Annotated in this window: 12 protein-coding genes and 2 tRNA genes; 9 read left to right on the top strand and 5 right to left on the bottom strand. The window is 61.1% G+C overall.

From position 1 onward, the window contains the following. Positions 1–3: 3 nt before the first annotated feature. The 5 genes from BJP08_RS02185 (at position 4) to BJP08_RS02165 (ending at position 10,200) form a co-directional block, all read left to right on the top strand. Positions 4–348 (top strand): DUF3566 domain-containing protein, encoded by a 345-nt coding sequence (locus tag BJP08_RS02185; protein WP_071568044.1) that lies wholly within the window; start codon positions 4–6, stop codon positions 346–348. A gap of 75 nt (positions 349–423) precedes the next feature. Next, positions 424–497, top strand: a tRNA-Ile gene (locus BJP08_RS02180). Positions 498–508: 11 nt separating this feature from the next. Then, positions 509–581: transfer RNA gene (locus BJP08_RS02175), tRNA-Ala, on the top strand. A gap of 364 nt (positions 582–945) precedes the next feature. Beyond that, positions 946–5,325 carry a hypothetical protein gene (locus BJP08_RS02170; protein ID WP_071568043.1) on the top strand — a complete coding sequence of 1,460 codons (4,380 nt, stop codon included), beginning with the start codon at positions 946–948 and terminating at the stop codon, positions 5,323–5,325. Between the two features lie 384 nt (positions 5,326–5,709). Beyond that, positions 5,710–10,200, top strand: coding sequence for a hypothetical protein (locus BJP08_RS02165; RefSeq protein WP_071568042.1), 4,491 nt, complete (start codon positions 5,710–5,712; stop codon positions 10,198–10,200). Between the two features lie 100 nt (positions 10,201–10,300). On the opposite strand, the gene BJP08_RS02160 is transcribed toward BJP08_RS02165, so the two are convergent. The 3 genes from BJP08_RS02160 to BJP08_RS02150 all read right to left on the bottom strand — a co-directional run bounded on the left by BJP08_RS02160 (position 10,301) and on the right by BJP08_RS02150 (position 13,745). After that, positions 10,301–10,720, bottom strand: coding sequence for a hypothetical protein (locus BJP08_RS02160; protein WP_071568041.1), 420 nt, complete (start codon positions 10,718–10,720; stop codon positions 10,301–10,303). 323 nt (positions 10,721–11,043) lie between these two features. Further along, complete coding sequence (locus BJP08_RS02155; RefSeq protein WP_071568040.1) at positions 11,044–13,137, bottom strand: YhgE/Pip domain-containing protein; 2,094 nt, start codon at positions 13,135–13,137, stop codon at positions 11,044–11,046. Then, on the bottom strand, positions 13,134–13,745 hold the full coding sequence (locus BJP08_RS02150) for a hypothetical protein (protein ID WP_071568039.1): 612 nt from the start codon (positions 13,743–13,745) through the stop codon (positions 13,134–13,136). Before BJP08_RS02150 ends, BJP08_RS02155 begins: the two co-directional genes overlap by 4 nt. Positions 13,746–13,833: 88 nt before the next feature. Between BJP08_RS02150 and BJP08_RS02145 the strand changes: the two genes are divergently transcribed. Then, on the top strand, positions 13,834–14,400 hold the full coding sequence (locus tag BJP08_RS02145; RefSeq protein WP_071568038.1) for a TetR/AcrR family transcriptional regulator: 567 nt from the start codon (positions 13,834–13,836) through the stop codon (positions 14,398–14,400). 3 nt (positions 14,401–14,403) lie between these two features. Here BJP08_RS02145 and BJP08_RS02140 read toward each other — a convergent pair whose 3' ends face one another. Continuing rightward, the gene (locus BJP08_RS02140; protein ID WP_071568037.1) at positions 14,404–14,964 is read right to left on the bottom strand and encodes a hypothetical protein; all 561 of its coding nucleotides are present in this window, start codon (positions 14,962–14,964) and stop codon (positions 14,404–14,406) included. Positions 14,965–15,205: 241 nt separating this feature from the next. Here BJP08_RS02140 and BJP08_RS02135 point away from each other — a divergent pair, with 241 nt between their 5' ends. Genes BJP08_RS02135 through BJP08_RS02125 form a run of 3 tightly spaced genes read left to right on the top strand, consistent with a single transcriptional unit; the run spans position 15,206 to position 18,962 of the window. Next, positions 15,206–16,150, top strand: a complete 945-nt coding sequence (locus BJP08_RS02135) for a methylenetetrahydrofolate reductase (protein ID WP_071568036.1) — start codon at positions 15,206–15,208, stop codon at positions 16,148–16,150. Further along, positions 16,147–18,399, top strand: a complete 2,253-nt coding sequence (metE, locus tag BJP08_RS02130) for a 5-methyltetrahydropteroyltriglutamate--homocysteine S-methyltransferase (protein WP_071568035.1) — start codon at positions 16,147–16,149, stop codon at positions 18,397–18,399. The genes BJP08_RS02135 and metE overlap by 4 nt, the downstream gene beginning before the upstream one ends. 41 nt (positions 18,400–18,440) lie before the next feature. Continuing rightward, positions 18,441–18,962, top strand: a complete 522-nt coding sequence (locus BJP08_RS02125) for a peptidylprolyl isomerase (RefSeq protein ID WP_071568034.1) — start codon at positions 18,441–18,443, stop codon at positions 18,960–18,962. A 490-nt stretch (positions 18,963–19,452) separates the two neighbouring features. Here the strand turns inward: BJP08_RS02125 and BJP08_RS02120 are convergent, their stop codons facing one another. Then, positions 19,453–20,904 (bottom strand): DUF5129 domain-containing protein, encoded by a 1,452-nt coding sequence (locus tag BJP08_RS02120; RefSeq protein ID WP_071568033.1) that lies wholly within the window; start codon positions 20,902–20,904, stop codon positions 19,453–19,455. Positions 20,905–20,931 lie beyond the last annotated feature (27 nt).

Below are 20,931 nucleotides of genomic sequence, written 5' to 3'. Positions count from 1 at the left end.
ACCATGGCCGCCCGCAAGATAGTGGTGCGGCGCGTGGGTGTCGCCTCCGTATTTAAGGTGGCGACGGTCCTCGCCCTCGTCGGCTTCGTCGCGTGGATGTTGGGCGCGGCCATCGTCTACTACGGCCTCGCGCAGACGGGAGTCATCGACTCGGTGAACTCGCTGGTCAGCGGCGTCGGCGGCGACCAAGTTATCGACGCCACCCTGGTCATGTCCGCAGCCGGCCTCTTCGGGCTCATCGGTGTGGTGTTCATCGCGGTGATGGCCCCGCTGACGGCGTTGCTCTACAACGCGATCGCGGACCTGGTCGGCGGCGTCACCCTGGTGATGTCGAACAGGGCGCGATAGCCGTGTTAAAAACACCGCCTGTACTGGCGATTTGTCAAAGGTTATAGTGGTAGGTAATCTTACTTCTCGTTCCCAGGGCCTATAGCTCAGTCGGTTAGAGCGCATCGCTGATAACGATGAGGTCGCAAGTTCGATTCTTGCTAGGCCCACAGGAACAAAAGGGGCATTAGCTCAGTTGGTAGAGCACCTGCTTTGCAAGCAGGATGTCAGGAGTTCGATTCTCCTATGCTCCACAGGTTCACCCTGGTCTCCGGTTCGGAGGCCAGGGTTTTTCGTGTGTTGACATGTGTTCCCCCTGTTTGGTGGCGGTGGTGTTTTGCGTGTGATAGATCACGTTTTTGTTGCATACTTTGGCAGGTTTTGTGAAGGTGCTGGTCAGGGGGTTTTTGGGGTGTGTGGGGTGTGTTTTTGTGGGTTGTGGTGGTGTTTTTGTGGTGGTGGGGGCGTAGTGGACTACGTTCGGGGCGGTTTTTGTGATTGAATAAATGTCTGTCAGTTTGTGGATCCGTGTTCAGATGGTCTTCAGGCTGCTTCGAATATCTCCTACGATTTTTAAGGATTGAGCCGTTGCAAAACGCACATCTTAAGAAGCGAATCATGGCGGGCCTGATTTCGGGCGCAATGATTACTGGTGGCGCAGTTGTCGTCGCCCCGGACGCAAGCGCGGACCCGCGCATTACCGGTACGTACTCCTCGCTGCCGAACGATAAGTACGCTGAGGCGCTGCGCTTTAACACCGAAAAGATCAGCATGCTCACCAACCAGGGTGAGTACAAGAAAATGCTGGAGACCTGGATGCAGGTCACCCCGCTCGGCCCGGGCTGGTGCATTGATCTTGAGAAACCACAGCCAAACCTGCAAACCCAGGGTTATGAGCTGCGCAAGCTGGACGGCATGTCCGGCCTGTACGGCTTTAACGGCTTCAACGGCAGCCTTGGTATTAACGCTGACATCGAGACTGCATCGATCTCGTTGACGAAGTCGATGCTGAAATCCTGGTACGAGGGTAACCTCGGCGACGTCAAGAAGAAGAACGTCGCCCTGCAGGCGCTGCTGTCGAACAACAAGAGCGTGCTGGATGGCCAGCGTTCCTACATCCTGAACGGCCAGGCGCAGAACGGCGTTCGCGTCACTAACCAGGAGTTCACCCAGTGGACCGGTTTCCGTGTCAGCGCCGTCTTCGGCGGCAACGACAGCTTCCAGCCGAACTTCGCGCTGGTCAAGGACCAGGCTGCGTTCAGCCGCGTCTCCAGCAACGTCCGTCCTGGCGAGTACGTCACCATCCTGCTGCCGAAGGATTACAACATCTACCAGGATGGTCGTGAGGCGACCTTCCAGCGTCTGATTCCTCCGACACAGCCTGGTTTGGACGGCTTCTACCCACGCCCAGGCGGCGGCAATGGTGGCGGCACTGTGACTACCACCGTCACTGTCACCGAGGGCCCGGGTAGCACCTCGACCGTGACCGAAACCGGTCAGCCGACCGTCACTAAGACCGTGTACAAGCATGAGGGCCTCGATTATGAGACCATCACGGAGCGTCCGGAGGTCACGGTAACCCGCGAGTTCCAGGAGATCTACAAGACGGAGAAGACCGAGGTCCCAGATCCAGTGACGGTCACTGAGACTGCACCACGGCCAGTCGTCACCGTTCCTGTGTTTGAGGACGGCGAAGCCACCATCGTCACTGAGACCGTGACGGCTCCGCGCGACGTTATCGTCGTCGAGAAGAAGACCCCTGTCACCGTCACTGAAACCTCGACGGTGCGTCCGACGATTACTGAGACGAACAAGGTGCGTCCGACGGTTACCGTGACCGAGCCAACCTACGTCACCGCGACGAAGACGCTGGATCCGAAGACCGAGACCAAGACGGTTCAAGCCGATCCGTCGACGGTGACCAAGGTTGTTGACACCACCGTCACCCGCGTTTCGGAGAGCCGCAAGACCACCACGGTCGAGCGTCACTTCTACAAGTACAACTACGTCTACGACTTCTCCAACAAGAGCGAGTCCAAGGTCATCGAGCCTAACAAGTCGGGCAACTGGAAGATCGAGTTTGTCGACGACTCCCAGGGCCTGGTCGAGGTAACCAAGGAAGGCAACCGTCTCGTTGTCACCCCGAAGAAGCAGGGTGAGGGCGACGTCCGCATCGTCATTACCGACGGCGACGGCAACCGCTACGAGTACACCATCCACGTGGTGAACAAGGATTCCCAGAAGACCACTGAGAAGACCGTTCGCGTGAACAACCACTTCTTCAACGTTGCCGTCACTGGCCTCGACCAGTCCATCAAGCTGCCGAAGGGCTGGAAGTACGAGGTCACCGAGGGCAAGGATCTGGTAAAGACCACCGAGGATGGCGACACCCTGAACGTGAACGTCAATGATGGCGTCATCACCGGCAAGGTGAAGGTCAAGGTCTTCGAGGTTGATAAGAATGGTCAACCAACTGGCAACGAAGAGAACTACGAGTTCAACGTTGACACGAACCCGAACAAGTACAACCAGACCCGCGTAATCGGTAACGTCTCCTCGTACAAGATCGAGGTTGACAACATCGTTGGCGAGCCCGAGGTACTGCAGGGCGATGACATCATTGAGTCCCTTGAGAAGAAGGGCGACCAGTGGGTACTCACCCCGAAGGCCGGCAAGACTGGCAAGGTCGTCGTCCGGGCCAAGAACGATAAGGGCGAGACCTTCGTCTTCACCCTCGACGTGCGCGACGGCCGCAACGTTCTTGTTGATTCCCAGACGAAGATCATCTCCGTCGGCGAAGGGGCCGACATTGAGGGCCAGCCGGGCGACAAGATCGAGATCGTCCGCGGCAAGGAGCTTGTCCCACCGGAACAGCTCGAGGGCGACGGCAAGTGGAACCTGAAGCCAACCGATGACGGCCTGATCGTTGCGCACGTGAAGGACTCCAATGGCCAGCTGGTCGGCGTCTTCACCATCGTGGTCACCCCGGCCGAGGCCAAGCCTGCGAAGCAGACCGTCCCGACTACGGTGTCTAACCGTCGTACCCTGATCCTCACGAAGGGTCTAGCCAGCAACGAGTTCACCTTCCCAGAAGGCACGGACAACTTCAGCTGGGTCAAGGATGAGAACGATCCGAACAAGTTCTACCTCATGCCGAACCCGAACTTCGTCGGCGAGATCCGCGTCGTGGAGAAGACCCAGGGCGGCCACGAACTGATCGAGCACATCATCACGGTGACCGAGTCCAAGGTCGATGAAGTCAAGCAGGATCTCCCTGCTGGTTCGAAGATGACGCTTCCTTCCGTGAAGGATAACCAGAAGTTTGTCGTCGTGGCTGGCGCAGAGCTCCTCAATGGCAAGGTCAACCCACAGGGTGGCCAGGACCTCACGCTGAAGAAGGGTGTGTCGGGCAAGGTCGTCATCGAGATTCAGAACTCTCGTGACCTGCCGATCAAGCGTTTCGTTTACAACGTCACGCCAAACGAGGCAAACACGACCTCCTTCGAGATCACCTCGGATGACAAGTTCACCACGAACGTGAACCCAGGCGACACCGTCAAGATTGTCGAGGGCGGCGACCTTGCCGACCTCTCCAACAACGGCAACGAGTGGGTCGTCACGCCGAACGACGGCGCTGAAGGCAAGGTCGTTGTCGAGGTCACCGATGAGAGCGGCTCTGTCTACCAGAAGTTCATCCTGAACATCACGAAGGGCAAGGGCGGATCCGGCTCGAACGACAACTTTGAGCGTTCGTACACGATCACGGAAAAGGGCACCTTCGACGTCACCATCGTCAACAATCACAAGTACGAGATTGTTGAAGGTCAGAATAACGTCGAGATCGTCCAGGACACCGAGGGTCGTTACATCCTTCGCATGAAGGAAGGCTCGAAGGGTGGCAAGGTCGTCGTCGTCGAGAAGGACAGCAATGGCAATGTTGTGAAGAAGCACAACATCACCATCATCGAGGATCACGGTGCGCTGAACTTCGTCGAGGAGCGTCGTGTCTACCAGCCGAAGCTCACCGACAAGATCATTCCGGGCAAGGGCGAAAACAAGTTCCGCGTGCTCCGCGGTGAGGACATCATCGAGGACATCCCGACGACGCCTGGCACTTTCACGCTGAAGCCGCGCCCTGGCAAGTCTGGCCGCGTCCAGATTGAGGAAGTGGACCACGAGGGCAACCCAGTCCGCATTCTGGATATCGACGTCCCAGCTACGTCTGAGGGCAACATCATCGTCAAGCCTGGCAACTCCGATGTCAGCCCGAACCCAGACGGCTCCTGGCGCATCGTCATCCCTGATGGTGGCAAGATCAGCGACATCAAGGTGTGCGAGGGCCCGAACAACTGCAAGCCGGTTGATCCAAAGATGATCGAGAAGAACCCTGACGGTTCCATCACGATCAAGCCGGGTGAAGGTGGCATCACGCCTAACACGACCCACATCTACTTCACGCCGTGGATTAACGGCCAGAAGCAGGATGAGGTTCAGGTCAATGTTGTCATCAAGGACAAGGTTGCTACCTCCTCTGACGGTAAGTGCATCGCGTCCCTCGTCGGTATCGCGTCGCCGCTGCTCCTTTTGATCCCGCTGGGCATCCTTTCCCAGGTCCGCATCCCGGGCCTGGAAGGTATCCATGGCAAGCTGAACGCCGCTGTGCGCGAGGCTAATGACCGCATCCAGCGCGGCATGGGCATCTACGACCGTGACCGCGCAGAGCGCGCCGCGGGTCTCCAGGGCGCGTTCAGCGCGGTGAACCCTGAGCTCCTCGGCCTTGCCGGCGGTGCCCTGGGCACGATTACCGCTGGCCTCCTGATTGTCGACGCCGTGCTCCGCTCCTGTGGCCAGGGCGATAAGACCTCGTCCTACCAGATTGGTAAGGCGACGGGGAACGACACGTTGGTCTACGGCTCTTCCAAGAAGGGCGACGTGGTGAGGACTGTGACCCCAGTTCCTGCCACCGAGACGACAACTCCGGCAGCGCCTGAGAACTAATCGCTGGCGTTGAAGGCCCCTTCCTCTTGTGGAAGGGGCCTTTTGCCATTCAGCGAGGTGAACGGGTTGACATGTGTTCCCCCTGTTTGGTGGCGGTGGTGTTTTGGGTGTGATAGATCACGTTTTTGTTGCATACTTTGGCAGGTTTTGTGAAGGTGCTGGTCAGGGGGTTTTTGGGGTGTGTGGGGTGTGTTTTTGTGGGTTGTGGTGGTGTTTTTGTGGTGGTGGGGGCGTAGTGGACTACGTTCGGGGCGGTTTTTGTGATTGAATAAATGTCTGTCAGTTTGTGGATCCGTGTTCAGATGGTCTTCAGGCTGCTTCGAATATCTCCTACGATTTTTAAGGATTGAGCCGTTGCAAAACGCACATCTTAAGAAGCGAATCATGGCCGGCCTGATTTCGGGTGTCATGGCCGTTAGCACTGCCCATGTTCTTGCGCCGAACGCGAGCGCAGACATCGCGGTTACTAGTGCATACAAAGAACTCTCGCCAGAGGAGCTCGCGCAGGTCAAGCAGGAACAGCGGGAGTGGGCTAAGCTCTCTAAGTCGGACATGACGAAGTCTGACCTGCTTCAGACCCAGTACGGCCCGGGTTGGTGCATCGACTGGGGCATTGCGAACCCTTGGGATAACCCGTCCGGCTACAGCTACCGCAAGCTGACGGGTGAGTCGGGTCAATATGGCCACGGTGGATCCATCAACAAGGACGTTGAAAAGGGCGCCATCAACCTGATGCAAGCCATCATGAAGGATCAGCGCAGCGGCAACCTGAGCGGCGCTAGGGACAAGATGACGCTGATGCAGGCGCTTCTTTCCAACAATCCTGATTCTTTGAAGCTGGTCCGTGAAGGCATCTTTATGAAGCCGGAGCGTCAGCGTCAGTTTACTCAGCTGACCGGTTTCAAGATCGGTCGCTACATGGACAGCAAGAACCACGCGACCTTCTACCTCGTAGTCGATGATGCCGCGATGGCTAGGATCCGTCAGTCGGTGAGCGACGAACAGTACCTGGTTGTCTTGGTGCCGAACAACTACGGCTTCAACCTGAGCTACACCCAGCAGTACACCACGCAGCGACTGATTATCCCGTCCCAGCCGGGCCTGGAGAAGCCGAAGACACCAAAGCCTCAGCCGCCGAAGACTGTCGAGACCACGGTGACCGTGCCGAAGAGCACCATCACCACCGTCACGACGATTCCAGGTACCACGGTGACGTCCTGGAAGAAGATCCCGCCACGTACCGTCGAAACGACAACGACGCTTCCGCCGAGCCTCACCACCAAGACCGTGACGCCTGAGGCTTCAACGTACCAAACCACGGTTCGTAGGAACGGCACCCCGGTTACCACGACGCGCACGACCAAGCCAGAACCGTACGTCACGACAGAGACGGTCCCCGGCAACAAGGTGACGTCTACGTCGACCGTGACTGAGACGCCAGTCGTGACCACGATCAAGGAGCACACCACTCCGACGACTTCGACTGCATACACTACGGTTTCAACAACGGTTGAGGTCACCCCGACCGACGTCACGGAGACGACGACTGCCCAGTCGACCACCACGACGACTTCCACGAATGTGAACGTCAAGGAGATCATCCGGGAATACGAGACCCAGATCACCAAGGAAGTTCACGAGATCCACAACACGATCGACATTCGCCACAAGGACGAGAAGAAGATCCTCGACATGGGCGACCTGAAGAAGCAGGGCTACTCCTGGCGCATTACGCGCGGCGAGGATCTTGTCATTGTTGACCGCGACAAGAACAACAACCTGATCATCACGCCGAAGGAAGGCTTCAAGGGATCCGGTGTTGTTGAGATCGTCGTGACCGATGAGAACGGCAACGAGTTCATCTACCAGCTGCAGATCAATGATCGCACTGGTGAGATTGAGCACCTGAACAAGATCGTCAACAACTACTTCTACAACATCAACCAGGGTGGATCCGATCGCGTCAAGATCAAGATCCAGGAAGGCGACAAGGTCGAGGTCACCAAGGGCGGCGACATCGCTCTTGTTCAGGACGACAACGCCGGAAACATTGTTGTCACGCCGAAGGATAAGAACTCCCACGGCCAAGTCCATGTGAAGATCACGTCGAAGGATGGTGTTGAGAAGGAAAACATCATCACCATCGAGAATTTCAAGTCCACGTACAAGGTCACCCGCGAGATCGCTGACACCTCCGTCGGCTATGTTGAGCGTCGTGGTGGCACGAAGTACGAGAAGGTCGAAGACAAGAACAATGTGATCAAGGAGATCGTCGAGGACGGCGACAACTGGCGCATCGTTCCGAACGAGGGTGTCGAAGGCGAGGCGACCTACGTCTTCTTCGACAAGGATGGCCGTAAGTACGAGTTCACCTTCGTCGTGAAGAAGGATCCGAACGCTGGCCCGGACATCCGCGACGTCATTATCAACCACGACGGCCAGGTTGAGATCGAGAAGCAGGACAAGCTCACCGCGAAGATTCTCGGCAACGGCACCGACTACGCCACGATCGTCGAAGAGAACGGCAAGTGGGTTATCAAGCCGACCGATGCTGCCGCAAAGGCAGGCGACGTCAGCAAGGTTGTCGTGCAGGTACACGATGAGAAGGGCGAGCTGCGCGGTGTCTGGAACATCCAGATCAACCCTGCACGTGATCGCAACTCCCTCGACAAGGAAATCCGTAACCGCGACACCATCGATCGCTCTCTGATGACGATCCGCACCGGCGACGAGCGGAACAACAACCTTCACATCGTCAAAGGCGAAGACCTGATCATCCATGACGGTGAGCCGAAGAAGAACGAAAACGGCGACGTCACCGACATGCGTTTCCGCTTTAAGCCTGGAGCCGAAGGCACGGTTCGCGTACAGGAAACGATCCGCTGGTACGGCATCGACGAAAACAACCAGCCGAAGGACCACGGCGACGCGGAACTCTTGAACCCTGAACTCGTTGGGGACAAGATCAAGCACGACCCGAATAACGAGAACAAGCCGTACGTTGAGCTCGTCATCACGGAGTGGGTTGTCAACGTCAAGCCAGGTGAAGTCAAGGAACTTAACCACGACATCACCACTGACAATGACATGATGATTCAGGGCACCAACCTGAAGCTTGTCGAAGGTGGGGAACTGCTGGAATCCAAGCCTGAAGACGGCTCCACCATGGCGCTGAAGCCGCTGCGTAACGCGAACGGCAAGGTCGTTGTGGAGAACCGCACCAAGGACGGCTACCTCTTCGAGCGCTACACCTTCACCTTGACCCCTGGGCGTGACACGAACCGGACCATTGAGCGTCCGATCACTACCGATGGAGTCGCGAAGCTTGCCCGCCACGACGGCGACAAGATCTTCAAGGTGTTCGAAGGCAAGGTCGCACCGGTTGATTCGACCGGCAAGACTGCTGAGGGCAAGGGCAACGTCACCGATATCACCGAGCAGATGCATCAGTTCTTCGAGGTATCGGAGCAGGACAACGCCTTCATCGTGAAGCCACGCAAGGACGCAGTTGGTAAGGTGTTCACCTTCCAGGTTGCAGACGATCGTGGCGTCTACGCGAACTACGTCTTCACCGTCGGCGCTGGTAACGGCGAAGGCGCACGTACGATGGAACTCCCAGAGACCTCTGAGTTCCGCGTGCTCGGCATCAAGCCGAACACCATGGTGTGGGCAAGTGGTGCAGAGAACTTCGAAACCAAGACCGTCGACAGCGGCTCGGTTGACGCTAACGGCAACAAGCTTTCCGAATGGGTAGCGAAGCCGAAGGCCGGAACCGCTGGCAAGTCCGGCATTGTTCAGGAAATCGACTCTGAGGGCAACATTGTCGCTCGCTACACCCTGAACATCACTCCGGGTAAGGAACGCAAGTACAAGCAGATCAACACTGGTGCACTTGTGGGCCAGGAGTCTGAGATCACTCCGGCTCAGGCGGGCAACAAGTTCGTGGTAGCACAGGGCGCCGACTTGGTCACCACCAAGGAGGAGAACGGTAAGTTCAAGTTCACGCCGAAGCCGGAAGCTGGCAACAAGCAGCTCGTTATCGAGGAGTACAACGGCGACGGCGACCTGGTGACGAAATACGTCGTTTCCGTCCTGCCGCAGGGCTGGAGCACCTCTCAGGGCGCGAACATCGCTGATCCGAACAAGCTGTTCAAGATCACGCGAGGCAAGAACGGTCAGATCATCATCGAGAAGGACCCGAACGCCAACAACGATATCGACCTCAGCAAGCTGAAGTTCGACATCAAGGGCGGTCAGGCCGACGTGAAGTTTGAGAACGGCAAGTGGATCATCACTCCTGCCAAGATCGGAAACATCACGGTCGTTCCACTGCTGCCGGGCGACCCGTACGAAAAGGCCTTATCCAAGATCGAGGTGAACGTCCAGGTTGAGCAGTCTGGTTCCTCCAACGCGAACTTCAAGGACCCGAAGTGCATCGCTGGCCTGGTCGGCATGGCATCGCCACTGCTGCTGCTGGTCCCGCTGGGCATCCTGTCGCAGGTCCGCGTTCCGGGCCTCGAGAACCTGAACGCTCAGCTCAACGCCGCGATTAAGCGCGCGAATGACGATATCCAGCGTGGCCTGGGTATCTACGACCGCGACCGCGCAGAGACCGCCGCTGGTCTGCAGGGTGCACTCCAGGTAGCGAACCCGCAGATGCTGGGTCTTGCAGGTGGCGCCCTCGGTGCCATCACCGCCGGCCTGATCATCATGGACGTCGTCCTGCGTAGCTGTGGTGTGGACGAAGCAACGTCCTCCTACCAGCTGGGCAAGGCAACCGGCAACAAGACCCTGATTGACGGTTCCTCCAAGAAGGACAACCAGACCTCCGAGGAAGCAAAGCCTTCCGAGGACAAGCCAGCGGGGAACAACTAACGTTGACTCCGCCTCAGGCTGAGGCCAGGGCATAACAAAACCCGGCCCGCACACCACACGGTGCGCGGGCCGGGTTTTCTCTTGCAGTAAAGCGTATCGGCTACTTGCGCTTCTTCGGCAACGCCATCAACGCAGCACCCATCGAAACCAGCCAGGAGTCCTTCGCCAAGGAAAGGCCATCGTGGGAGGGGCGGATGCCGTCGTCCTCAGTCATGGCGTCGTTGTTGAAGTACATCGTCAGCAGGCCGGCACCAAATGTGCTGAGGGCTGCGCCGGCGAGGCGATTGCTGACCAAGGGGGCGAGCAGCGTGCCAGCCACCGCAGCCTCAGAGACAGCGAGCCCTTTGCCGAACTGCTCCGGATCCAACTTGCTCAGTGCAGGGATGCCTGTCGCTGCCATGCTCTGGAGGCCCTCGGCGGCCTCGCGGTTGAGGCCGAACTTGCCCAGAGCGGAGTTCAAAATGAAAAGCCCCGTCGGTAGACGCAGGGCTACGGATGCAAGCTTCGCGGATGTAGACATAGTGTGCTCCTTCGTTATTGGTAGATCGCAATGCGTGTTGACGCATCAACAATGTGGCGAGTCTACCAGTCGAAGAAATCACGTGCAGAGGGGGAGCGCAGGACTTCCAGTCGGGTTGGGGGCGCAGTGACAAAGGACGCAATCCTGTCGGCAAACCCCCGCAAAAGCCCAGGTCGTGAAAAGTGGGTTGCGTCCTTTGTCACTCACCCCTTTTCCCAGACACCAAATTCCTCCGCACAAACCCGCGACCTGGGGAAACGCAAAAACCGCCCGCCGAAAAGCAGGAATCTGGTGCCACGCCAACACCCAGCAACCACAAACCCTTACAGCGCGAGCTCTGGGTGGATGTCCTTGTCGTTGAGGATGCGGCGCTTCCACATGCCCCACGCGCTGATGAACCATGCGGCCACAGTCAGGAGGGACAGCACAATGATGGCGCGCAGCAAGCGCGGGTCTTCGGCGTGGGTGCCGAAGAAGGCGACGCGGATCATGTCCACGGTAAACCGCATCGGGTCCCAGGCGTGGACCCATTGGATGAACCCTGGCTGCACTTCGGGTGGGTAGAGGCCGTTTGACGCTACGAGTTGCAGGGACATGAGGGCCATGGTGACCAGCCTGCCGGTGGCGGGGCCGAAGACCATGTTGATGGCAAGGATGAGGGACATGAACACCCAGGAGCCGAACCACAGCACGCCGAAGAGTCCGAGCGGGTGCTTGGGTTCGACGCCGATCGCGACGACCTGTACGAGCCACAGCAGGACGGCTTGCACGAAGCCGACGATCAGGGACGGCAGCAGGGTGTGGGCGACCATGCGGAAGGGGTTGGTGCCGGAGTCGATGACGCGGCGTGAGAACGGCGCGAGGATCATGTAGAGCACCAGGCCGCCGATCCACAGGGAGAGGGACAGGAAGAAGGGGGAGAGGCCCTTACCGAAGAAGGTGAGTTCGTCGCCGGTGTTGTTGTGTACGACGGGGTTGCCGGCGGCCTCGGTGGCTTTTTCGAGGCGGTCGCCTTCCCAGGTGGGGGCTTCGTCGGCGCCTTCGTTGAGTTTGAGGCTGAGTTCGCCGGTGCCGTTGCTGAGGGTGACCAGGCCGTCGTTCAAGTCGTTGAGGCCGACGACGAGTTGGTTGGAGCCGCCCGCGAGTTTGGAGGTGCCGTCGGCTGCGGAGTTGGCTCCCACGACGAGGCGGGAGGAGCCGTCTTTCAGCTTGCCGACGCCCACTACGAGCGTGCCGGAGCCGTCGTGCAGCATACGCAGACCCTGCGCCAGTGTTTGTGCCCCGGCGGCGGCTTGGTCCATGCCGGCGCGGTACTTGGCGGTGGGGTCGTTGAGCTGGGTGGACAGCTCTTGGGTGCCGTTGCGCAGTTTGGTCAGGTCGTTGATCATCTGCGGGTTCATGGCGACGAACTGGTCGGCGTTGAGTTGGGCTTTCAGGCCGCGGGCCTGGTTGGCCAGGTCGGAGGCGCCGGGGACTGGTGTGGCGTCGAGTTGGCGGATGGCCTGGTCCAGGGTGGCGTTGATGCTGTTGAAGGTGTTCTGGGCGACGTTGAGCTGGTCCGTGATGGAGGTCAGCTTGCCGACGCCGCCGGCGATGGCGGCGGCGCCGGCGCCCAGCTGGTTGGTGCCGTCTTGGAGGGCGGAGAGGCCGTCGGCAAGCTTGTTGGCGCCTTGGGATGCCTCGCCGAGCTTCTCGTTGAGGGTGTTGGCGCCCTGCTGGAGTTCGCCGATGCCGGAGTCGAGCTGCTGTGCGCCGTCGGCGAGCTTCTTGATGCCGTTGTCGAGCTCCCCGACGCCGCCTTCGAGCTTGCCTGCGCCGTCCTTGAGCTTGCCGCTGCCATCTTTGGCTTTGTGGGCCCCGTCGTCGAGTTTGCCGGCGCCGTCGGCGGCTTTCTCCATCCCTTCGTGGATGGTGTTGAAGCCGACGAAGAGCTGGTTGACCACTTCTTTACTCACGCTCTCCGAGATGACGGAGCTCATGATCATGGTCACCTGGTTGCCGAGCATGGTGGGGATGAACCCGTTGGTCTCGTTCAGCGAGATGTTCAGCTTCGCCTGGTGGGGGTTGTCGGACTTGACGGATTCGGCCGCCTCGGAGAAGTCGCTTGGGATCTCCACGCCGAGGTAGTAAGTGCCGTCGGCGACGCCCTTTTGGGCTTCCTCCGCGCTGACGAGGCGGAAGTCCATGGGTTGCTCCTCCATGAGCTCTTCGACGACGGTCAGGCCGTGCTCACCCTCGTCCGAGTTGACCAGGGCGACGGGCATCTTGTGCAGGTTGCCCAGCGGGTCGTAGTAGGACCAGACGAACAGCCCGCCGAAGAGCAGCGGGATGAGCGTGATGGCGATGATGGCGAGCGGCGGCAGTTTGCCGTGACCGAACTTTCGGAAGTTGCTGCCGATGTGCAGCCCTGCGATCATAGGTCCTCCTTGTTCACGCTGTTGACCAGCACTGGTTTGAGTTCTGCGACGTCGCGCAAGTTGTCGATGAATTCTTTGCGTAGCTCAAAGTTACGCAGCTGGTCTGGGTCGTCGACGATGATGAGCGGCGCGTCCGGTCGCGCGATGAGCGCGAGCAGCACGCGCAGTCGCATCCGGTCGACGATGTTCAGGTCGCCGATACCGAGCTTCAGCTTGTCCTCGTCCAGGTCGAATTGGAGTGGCTCCAGCCAGGGTTCGACGAGCTCGTGGCCGAGCAGGTCACGCGGGATGCGTCGGTAGAACGGCAGCTCCCAGGAGATCTGCTCCCGGATGATTTCTTTTGTGGGTACGGAGCGCTCGACGGAGTCGATGAGCGGGATGCCGGCCAGAGCGATCTCGGGGAAGCGCTGGCGGGCGGTGGTGGGCTCGTCGAAAAGCTCGATGGTGCCGCTGTGCGGTTCGTAGCGGCCGGCGAGCGCCATGCTCAGCGTGGACGCGCCGGACTCGCGCGGCGATGTGACCAGCGTGAACCCTTCGCCAACCTCGAGGTTGACCGGGTTGTTCCCTGGGCGCACGACGACGTCGACGGCTCGTAGGATGCAGTCCATTGAACACCTACTTTGGTTGATTTTCGTTACAGAATGGTGCTAAGCGTAGGATTGACTATCAGTTAATGTCAAGCGGAAAGGGAGCATCATGCGGGCCGATGCGAGACAGAAGCGCGAACAGCTGATTCGGGCGGCGGTGGAGAACTTCCGCACCCGCCCGAACTCCGAGGTCACGCTTGGTGAGATCGCGGAGCACGCGGGTGTGGGCATCGCCACGCTGTACCGGCACTTTCCGACGCGCGCCGACCTCCGCCAGGCGTGCGCCCTCGAGTTCATTGACGTGCTTGACGCGAAGCTGGGGGACACGCTGGCCAAGTTTGAAAGCGCGCCGGAGGAGCAGTGGCGCGCCTTTATTTGGGCGTGCGTCGACTCCGGGATTGGCATGCTGGTGGCGGCCCTGGCGGACGAGCCACCGCACGCCCTCGAGTCCACGGTGCGGCAGCGCCGCGACGAGTTCTTCGCGCGCGTCCAAGAGCTGCTGGACCTCGCCGCCCCCCACGGCCTTGTCGACCCGGCGCTGACCCCCTCCGAGATCGCCGCCGAGCTGATCGTGGTGACCCGCCCGATGAGCGCAAACCTGCGCGACCTCTTCCCAGACGTGAAGACACGCCTGGTCAACCACCTGCTGCTGGCGTGGCGGGTGGACGCCAACTAGCGGCTACTTCGTAGCGCGGCGCTGGTCGTCGTCGAGGGCGTCGAGGGTGCCGAACTGGTCGTCGGCGGAATCGGTGGAGTACACCAGCGTGGCCGTGCCCTCAGCGGGCTCCTCGTGCAGCGCGTGCTTCGGCTCGTGGTTGCGCTCCTCAAGCTTTTCGCGCAGGTAGAACTCCCACAGGGCCCAGCCGCCGGCCGCGAGCGCGCCCGCACCGAGGGAGGCGAGCAGCACCTTCGAGCCGGTCCCACGCTTGCGCGCTTCCTTCTTCAGCGCGATCTGGCGGGCCTTGCGGTCGGGGGCGGTTGCGGCGTGGAGGGCGCGGCGGGCGTCGATACGTGCGTGGCTAGCGCGGGTGACTTTGCCTGCCTGCTGGCGCGCGGCGTCGTAGATCCCCTCGAGCTGTGGCACGTCGGCGAGGTCGTTGAGGTCGTCGATGTTGTCGTCGTTGATGGCTTCGGTGAGTGCTTCGTAGACGTCGCGCTGCTGCTTGCTGTTGAGTTCGCGGAAGTAGTTCCAGGCGCCGCTGATGCCGCGCAGTGCGAGTCGTGCAGTGGTGAGGTTCATGTGTGCTCCTTCGTTATGTTCTCTCAACCACCCTAGCGGGAGGCACGGACATGTGCCCGCACAACCGCGCAAAGTAGACTAAGCGGTTCAGTTTGCCGGATTATTATTCACCACGGGCGAGCCTCTGGCCTGTGTATATACCGCTCTGTCTGTTTGTGTCCTTGTGCGCCGTTGCAGCCGGTTTTAAATTTCAACGCATCCCATCAACAGGAAGCAACAGAACAGAAAGCAGGTGAGTCGGATGCGGCAGGCAACGCTGGAAACGCGGATCTCCGCGTCGGCACCGTTGGACGGCAGCGAGGAGGAGCTCGCGCCACGCCCGCAGCGGGCACGCACGGCACTCAGCTTCGAGGTGATCCCACCGCGTCACGACGCCGACTCCGCCAAACTCGACGCCCTCATCCAGGGGCTCGCCGCCTACCAGCCCGACTACGTGTCGGTCACCAGCTCGCACCGCAGCGACTGGCTGGAAGGCACCGCCCGCCTCATCGAACGCATCGCGCAGACCACGAGCATGCGCCCCATCGCGCACCTCGCCTGCACCGCAGGCACGCCCGCCGAGCTCGAGCAGTGGATCACCCAGCTTATCGACGCCGGCGTCCGCGGATTCCTCGCCCTTCGCGGCGACATCCCAGCCGGACTCGACCGCCTGCCCGACACGCACCTGCAGTACGCGACGGACCTGCTCAACCTGATCCAGGACGTCGCCGACGCGCAAGCCTACCGCCTCGCCGCCGGCAAGCTGGCGTTGTCGGTGGCCTGCTACCCGCGCGGACACTCGGAGAGCACCAGCTTCGACCAGGACCTGGACGTGTTGCTGGCGAAGCGGCGCCTCGGCGCCGACTTCGCCATCACGCAGCTGTTCTTCGACGCGCAGGACTACCTCAGCTTCGCGGAACGTGCCCGGCTCGCCGGGGTGCGCATCCCGCTGATCCCCGGCATCATGCCGATGACCAGCGTGAACCGGGTGCGCAGGATGGGTGAGTTGTCCGGTGTGGCACCCCCGGTGGACGTCATCAAGCAGCTTGAAGCCGCGCGGACACCGGAGGAAGAGCACCAGATTGGCATGCGACTCACCGTTGAGTTAGCGCGCACGATTCTGCAGGCCGGTGCCGGTGGCCTGCATGTTTACACACATAACGACTTAGCAGTAACACGTGAACTATTGAAAGGACTCAACCTGTGAGCACCGTAGCATTCCCCACCACGACCATCGAGGGCTACCCGAGGATCGGCGCGCAACGCGAACTGAAGCGCGCCCTGGAGTCCTACTGGTCCGGGCAGATCGACGCGGACACGTTCCGCTCCACGACGCGCGCCCTGCGCATCGACACGTACAACCACCTGCGTGACCTCGGCCTTTCCGAGCCATACGCCATCCCGGCGGACGTCGCCCTCTACGACCACGTCCTGGAGACCGCACTGACCGTTGGCCTGGTCGCCGGCGGCACCGACCTCGACGAGGAGTTCGCGCTTGCCCGCGGCACCGCCACCCGCGTGCCACTGGAGATGACGAAGTGGTTCGACACCAACTACCACTACCTCGTGCCCGAGGTTGCCGCCGGGCAGGAGATTACGCCGGTGCCGGATCGCATCGTGCGCATCGTGGAGGAGGCCCGCGAGGCAGGACACCAGGTTCGCCCGTACCTCGTCGGCCCAGTCACGCTGCTCGCGCTGTCGAAGCCGGTGGAGTGGTCCCTGCTCCCGGCCCTCGTCGATGCGTACGCCCAGGTCTTCGCGGCGCTTCGCCAGGCCGGCGTGGAGTGGGTCCAGGTCGCCGAGCCGATCGTCGTCGCCGACGTTGACACCCCGGACGCCGAGACCGCGCGCTACCTGCGCGAAGCCTGGAGCACGCTGCTCGGCGCCGAAGCACGCCCGAGCGTCTACCTGACCACCCCATACGGCGCCGCCGACGCCGCCCTGCCCGTCCTCGGCGAGCTCAAGCCCGAAGCCCTCCAGGTCGACCTGTCCCCATGGACCCTGCAGGCCACCCCTGACTACGTCGAGCAGGTCCGCACCCACGTCGCGCCCGAGATGCACCTCGTCGCCGGACTTATCGACGGCCGCAACGTCTGGGCCGCCGACCTCGCCGAACGCACCGAAATCCTCACCACCCTCGGCGCCAAGTCAGTGACCACATCCACCTCGCTGCAGCATGTGCCGCACACCCTCAAGGCCGAGCGCAACCTGCCCGTCGACGTTGCCACCTGGCTCGCCTTCGCCGACGAGAAGATCGCCGAAGCCCTCGCCTTGAGCGCCGGCCCGCAGGCCGCCGAGGTCGCGTTCGCCGCATCCGCCCGCGTCGCGCGGACCCGCGCGGAGTCCCCGCTGCGCCACGACGAGGCCGTCGCCAAGCGTCTTGGCACTCTTCCTGCAGGTCAGGTGCAGCGCCAGCCCCTGTTCGCCGAGCGCCAGCAGGCCCAGCGCGAGGCGCTGAACCTCCCCAGCTTGCCGACGACCACCATCGGCTCCTTCCCACAAACCCCCGAGATCCGCCAAGCTCGCGCCGCGCACCGCAACGGCACCCTGAGCGACGCTCAATACAAGGAAGCGCTGCAGCAAGAAATCAAGCAGGTCATCGAACTGCAAGAAAAAATCGGCATCGACGTCCTCGTCCACGGCGAAGCCGAACGCAACGACATGGTCCAATACTTCGCCGAACTTCTCGACGGCTTCGTCGTCACCGAAAACGGCTGGGTCCAGTCCTACGGCTCCCGCTGCACCCGCCCACCAATCGTCTACGGCGACGTCTCCCGACCAGCCCCAATGACCGTCGAATGGGCCACCTACGCCCAATCCCTCTCCAACAAACCAGTCAAGGGCATGCTCACCGGCCCAGTGACCATCCTGGCCTGGTCCTTCAAACGCGACGACGTCCCACTGTCCGTCTCCGCCGACCAAATCGGCGCCGCCCTCGCCGACGAAGTCCGCGACCTCGAAGAAGCCGGCATCAGCATCATCCAAATCGACGAGCCCGCCCTGCGCGAACTCCTCCCACTGCGCGCCAAGGACCGCCCGTCCTACCTCGACTGGGCCGTCCGCTCCTTCCGACTCGTCGCCGTCGACGCCAAACCGACCACCCAGATCCACACCCACCTCTGCTACTCAGAGTTCGGCCAGATCATCGAAGCCGTCGCCGGCCTCGACGCCGACGTCACCTCCATCGAGGCCGCCCGCTCTCGCATGGAACTCCTCGCCGACATCGACGACACCTTCCACTCCGAAATCGGCCCCGGCGTTTGGGACATCCACTCACCGCGCGTCCCCTCCGTCGAGGAAATCGCCGAACTGCTCCAAGCAGCACTGCGTCACGTCCCAGCCGAACACCTCTGGGTCAACCCCGACTGCGGCCTGAAGACGCGCAAGTATGAGGAAGTGGTGCCGTCGCTACGCAACTTGGTTGCTGCACGCGACGCGGTGCTCGCCCAGCGCTAACACCGAACGAGGGGCGTGGAGGGTCGTGTACGCTGTACACCATGACTCAGAAGACGCAGACAATGACGTTCCACACCAACCACGGCGACATCAAAGTCGACCTGTTTGGTAACCACGCCCCACACACCGTGGACACCATCACCGGCCTAGCCAAGGGCACCCTCGACTACTCCACCAAGAACGCCTCCGGCACCACCGAAGGCCCCTTCTACGACGGCGCCATCTTCCACCGCATCATCCCCGACTTCATGATCCAGGGCGGCGACCCAACCGGCACCGGCACCGGCGGCCCAGGCTTCCAGTTCGCCGACGAGTTCCACCCAGAACTCCAATTTGACCGCCCATACCTGCTGGCCATGGCCAACGCCGGCCCAGGCACCAACGGTTCCCAGTTCTTCATCACCGTCGCCGAGACCCCGTGGCTGAACAACCGCCACACCATCTTCGGCGAGGTCACCGATGAGGCATCCCGCAAGGTCGTCGACGAGCTTTCCAACGTCAAGACGGGCCGCATGGACCGCCCTGTCGAGGACGTCGTGATCAACTCCGTCACCGTGGAGTAATTTTCGAGTTTGCCAGGCCCCGCCTTTTTGGTGGGGCCTTTGGTGTTTTTAGGTACTGAGTGCGGTGAGTGACAAAAGACGCAGCCCATAACGTCCAGTCCATTGTTGACCAGGCGTTTTGCCGGGGCCGTTTTTGAGGATTGCGTCTTTTGTCACTGGATCGGCTGTCGGTTGCACCACATTCCCGTTTTCCCGAAGAGTCAGATTTGCAAAAAGCCCAGGTTGTTAACGGTCCGTGAGGGAATTTGGTGCAGTTCAACGTGGAGCGGGGAACTTTTTCACGTCTGAGCCCCGAAACCACCAGTCGTCAAACGCATTTTCCCAGTTCGCACATGTGGCGGTTTGAAATCGTTCCCGAGCTTGGGAACGATTTCAACCACGAGGGACCAAGAACCGGGACGACCTGGGCAAACGGGAACCTAGCAGTCGAGAAACCACACGCCGACCCACAATAGTTCCCCGGCACAAGGGCCAGCCAACCAACCAACCCCTAGAAGCTCCCGGACCCACCGGCAGCCGTGAACCCGGAGCTGAACGTCGTGTTCACGCTGCCCGAAGAGGAGGACGCAGCCGAGTTCGCGGCGGCGACGTTGGTGTCGTGCCAGGATTGCATCGCAACGAATGGGATGTAGGTGGGGTACCAGTAGTCCTTGTCGTAGATGGTTGGGGTGGCCAGTTTGTGGCGGTCTTTGACGTCGCTGAACTCTTTGTCTTTGACGGCGTCGAGGACGATTCGGTAGTCGGCGAGGAGGCGGAGGTAGTCGTCGAGGAAGGTGGGGCTGGTGGGTTCCCGGTCTAGGTCCAGTACGCGTTCCTGTAAGGAAATGAGTTCTTGGCGGAGGGTGGTGTCGTCAATGGCGAGGCGTGCCTGGGTGATGTCGTCGCTGAGGCGGGCGAGGTCGGTGCGGCGGGCGGTGGCGTCGCCGCGTTCGATGTTGAAGAGGCGGTTGATGTTGTCTTCGGCGTAGCTGGTGTGGGTGAGGGTTTCGGCGGTGTCGGCGAGTTGTTTGCGGGCGCGGTAGGCGGCGGCATCGTCGGAGATGTTGATGCTGCCGATGCCGCCTGCGCCGGAGACGGTGTCGTGGAGTTTGAGGAAGCGGTCGTGGACGTCGCTCCATTGACGACGCAGCTCCGCGTCCGCAAACGAGCTGGTCAGCGAGTTGGCGCGGACGTCGATGCTGTCGAGGCGCCCGGCGAGGTTGGCGTATTCTTTGGTCACGAGCGCGTAGTCCTCCCGCGCCTGCTCCACCAAGCGGCGGCGTCGGTTGCGCCGTGCAACGCCAGCGGCGCCAAGGGCGACGGCCAATGACCCGGACACTGCGCCTGCGCCGATGCCAGCGCCGATCCGGTCGTCGACGGCGGATTGGTATCGCTCCTGCTGCAGGCGGTCGGTGTCCATGGCTAGGCTCGCGCCGGCGAAGAGGGCGGCTGGGACGTTGTTGCTTTGTAGCCCGGGGACCATGGCGTCGATAACTGGGGTGGCCCGGGATTCGCTGTCTAACCCGAGGACTGCGTCGACGTCGTCGGCGGCGTAGATTGCGTGGTGGCGGTGCGCCATGTCCACGGCGAGGACGAGGGTGCCGTCGCGAAAGCCGTGTTTGTCCAGGATTTCGTCGGGGTAGTGGGCGCGGAAGTATTCCTCGATGGTGTCGTTGATGTTCTCGCGCGTGTTTTCGGCGTTGTTGAACGCGAGGATGTGGACGGTGCGCACCACCTCCGGGTAGGTGATGCGCTGGAGATTCTGCTCGAGTTGTGCCTGGTCAGATGGAGTGAGCAGGCCGTCGGGATTGGTCAGCTGGAGGTGTGGCGCCTTCGTGGTGGTGGCGATGGCGTAGTGCGCGGGGTCGGGTTCGTCGATGGTGGCGTAGGTGCCTACACCGATGCCACCGCCGACCAGCAGTGCCGCCACGCCAATGCTCAAAACTTGTGACCATGTGCTCATGGTCGTGATTTTATAGAAGTTACAAAG

Origin of the sequence: Corynebacterium sp. NML140438, from assembly GCF_001875725.1 — a bacterium.
GTDB lineage: Bacteria > Actinomycetota > Actinomycetes > Mycobacteriales > Mycobacteriaceae > Corynebacterium.
This window is presented reverse-complemented; position numbering and strand designations above follow the sequence as displayed.

What these genes read in the sequence shown, in the direction of transcription:
- BJP08_RS02160 (WP_071568041.1), bottom strand. Translation starts at nt 10,720, where the DNA reads ATGTCTACATCCGCGAAGCTTGCATCCGTAGCCCTGCGTCTACCGACG.
- BJP08_RS02125 (WP_071568034.1), top strand. Translation starts at nt 18,441, where the DNA reads ATGACTCAGAAGACGCAGACAATGACGTTCCACACCAACCACGGCGAC.
- BJP08_RS02155 (WP_071568040.1), bottom strand. Translation starts at nt 13,137, where the DNA reads ATGATCGCAGGGCTGCACATCGGCAGCAACTTCCGAAAGTTCGGTCAC.
- BJP08_RS02140 (WP_071568037.1), bottom strand. Translation starts at nt 14,964, where the DNA reads ATGAACCTCACCACTGCACGACTCGCACTGCGCGGCATCAGCGGCGCC.
- BJP08_RS02165 (WP_071568042.1), top strand. Translation starts at nt 5,710, where the DNA reads ATGGCCGGCCTGATTTCGGGTGTCATGGCCGTTAGCACTGCCCATGTT.
- BJP08_RS02150 (WP_071568039.1), bottom strand. Translation starts at nt 13,745, where the DNA reads ATGGACTGCATCCTACGAGCCGTCGACGTCGTCGTGCGCCCAGGGAAC.
- BJP08_RS02120 (WP_071568033.1), bottom strand. Translation starts at nt 20,904, where the DNA reads ATGAGCACATGGTCACAAGTTTTGAGCATTGGCGTGGCGGCACTGCTG.
- BJP08_RS02185 (WP_071568044.1), top strand. Translation starts at nt 4, where the DNA reads ATGGCCGCCCGCAAGATAGTGGTGCGGCGCGTGGGTGTCGCCTCCGTA.
- BJP08_RS02135 (WP_071568036.1), top strand. Translation starts at nt 15,206, where the DNA reads ATGCGGCAGGCAACGCTGGAAACGCGGATCTCCGCGTCGGCACCGTTG.
- BJP08_RS02170 (WP_071568043.1), top strand. Translation starts at nt 946, where the DNA reads ATGGCGGGCCTGATTTCGGGCGCAATGATTACTGGTGGCGCAGTTGTC.
- BJP08_RS02145 (WP_071568038.1), top strand. Translation starts at nt 13,834, where the DNA reads ATGCGGGCCGATGCGAGACAGAAGCGCGAACAGCTGATTCGGGCGGCG.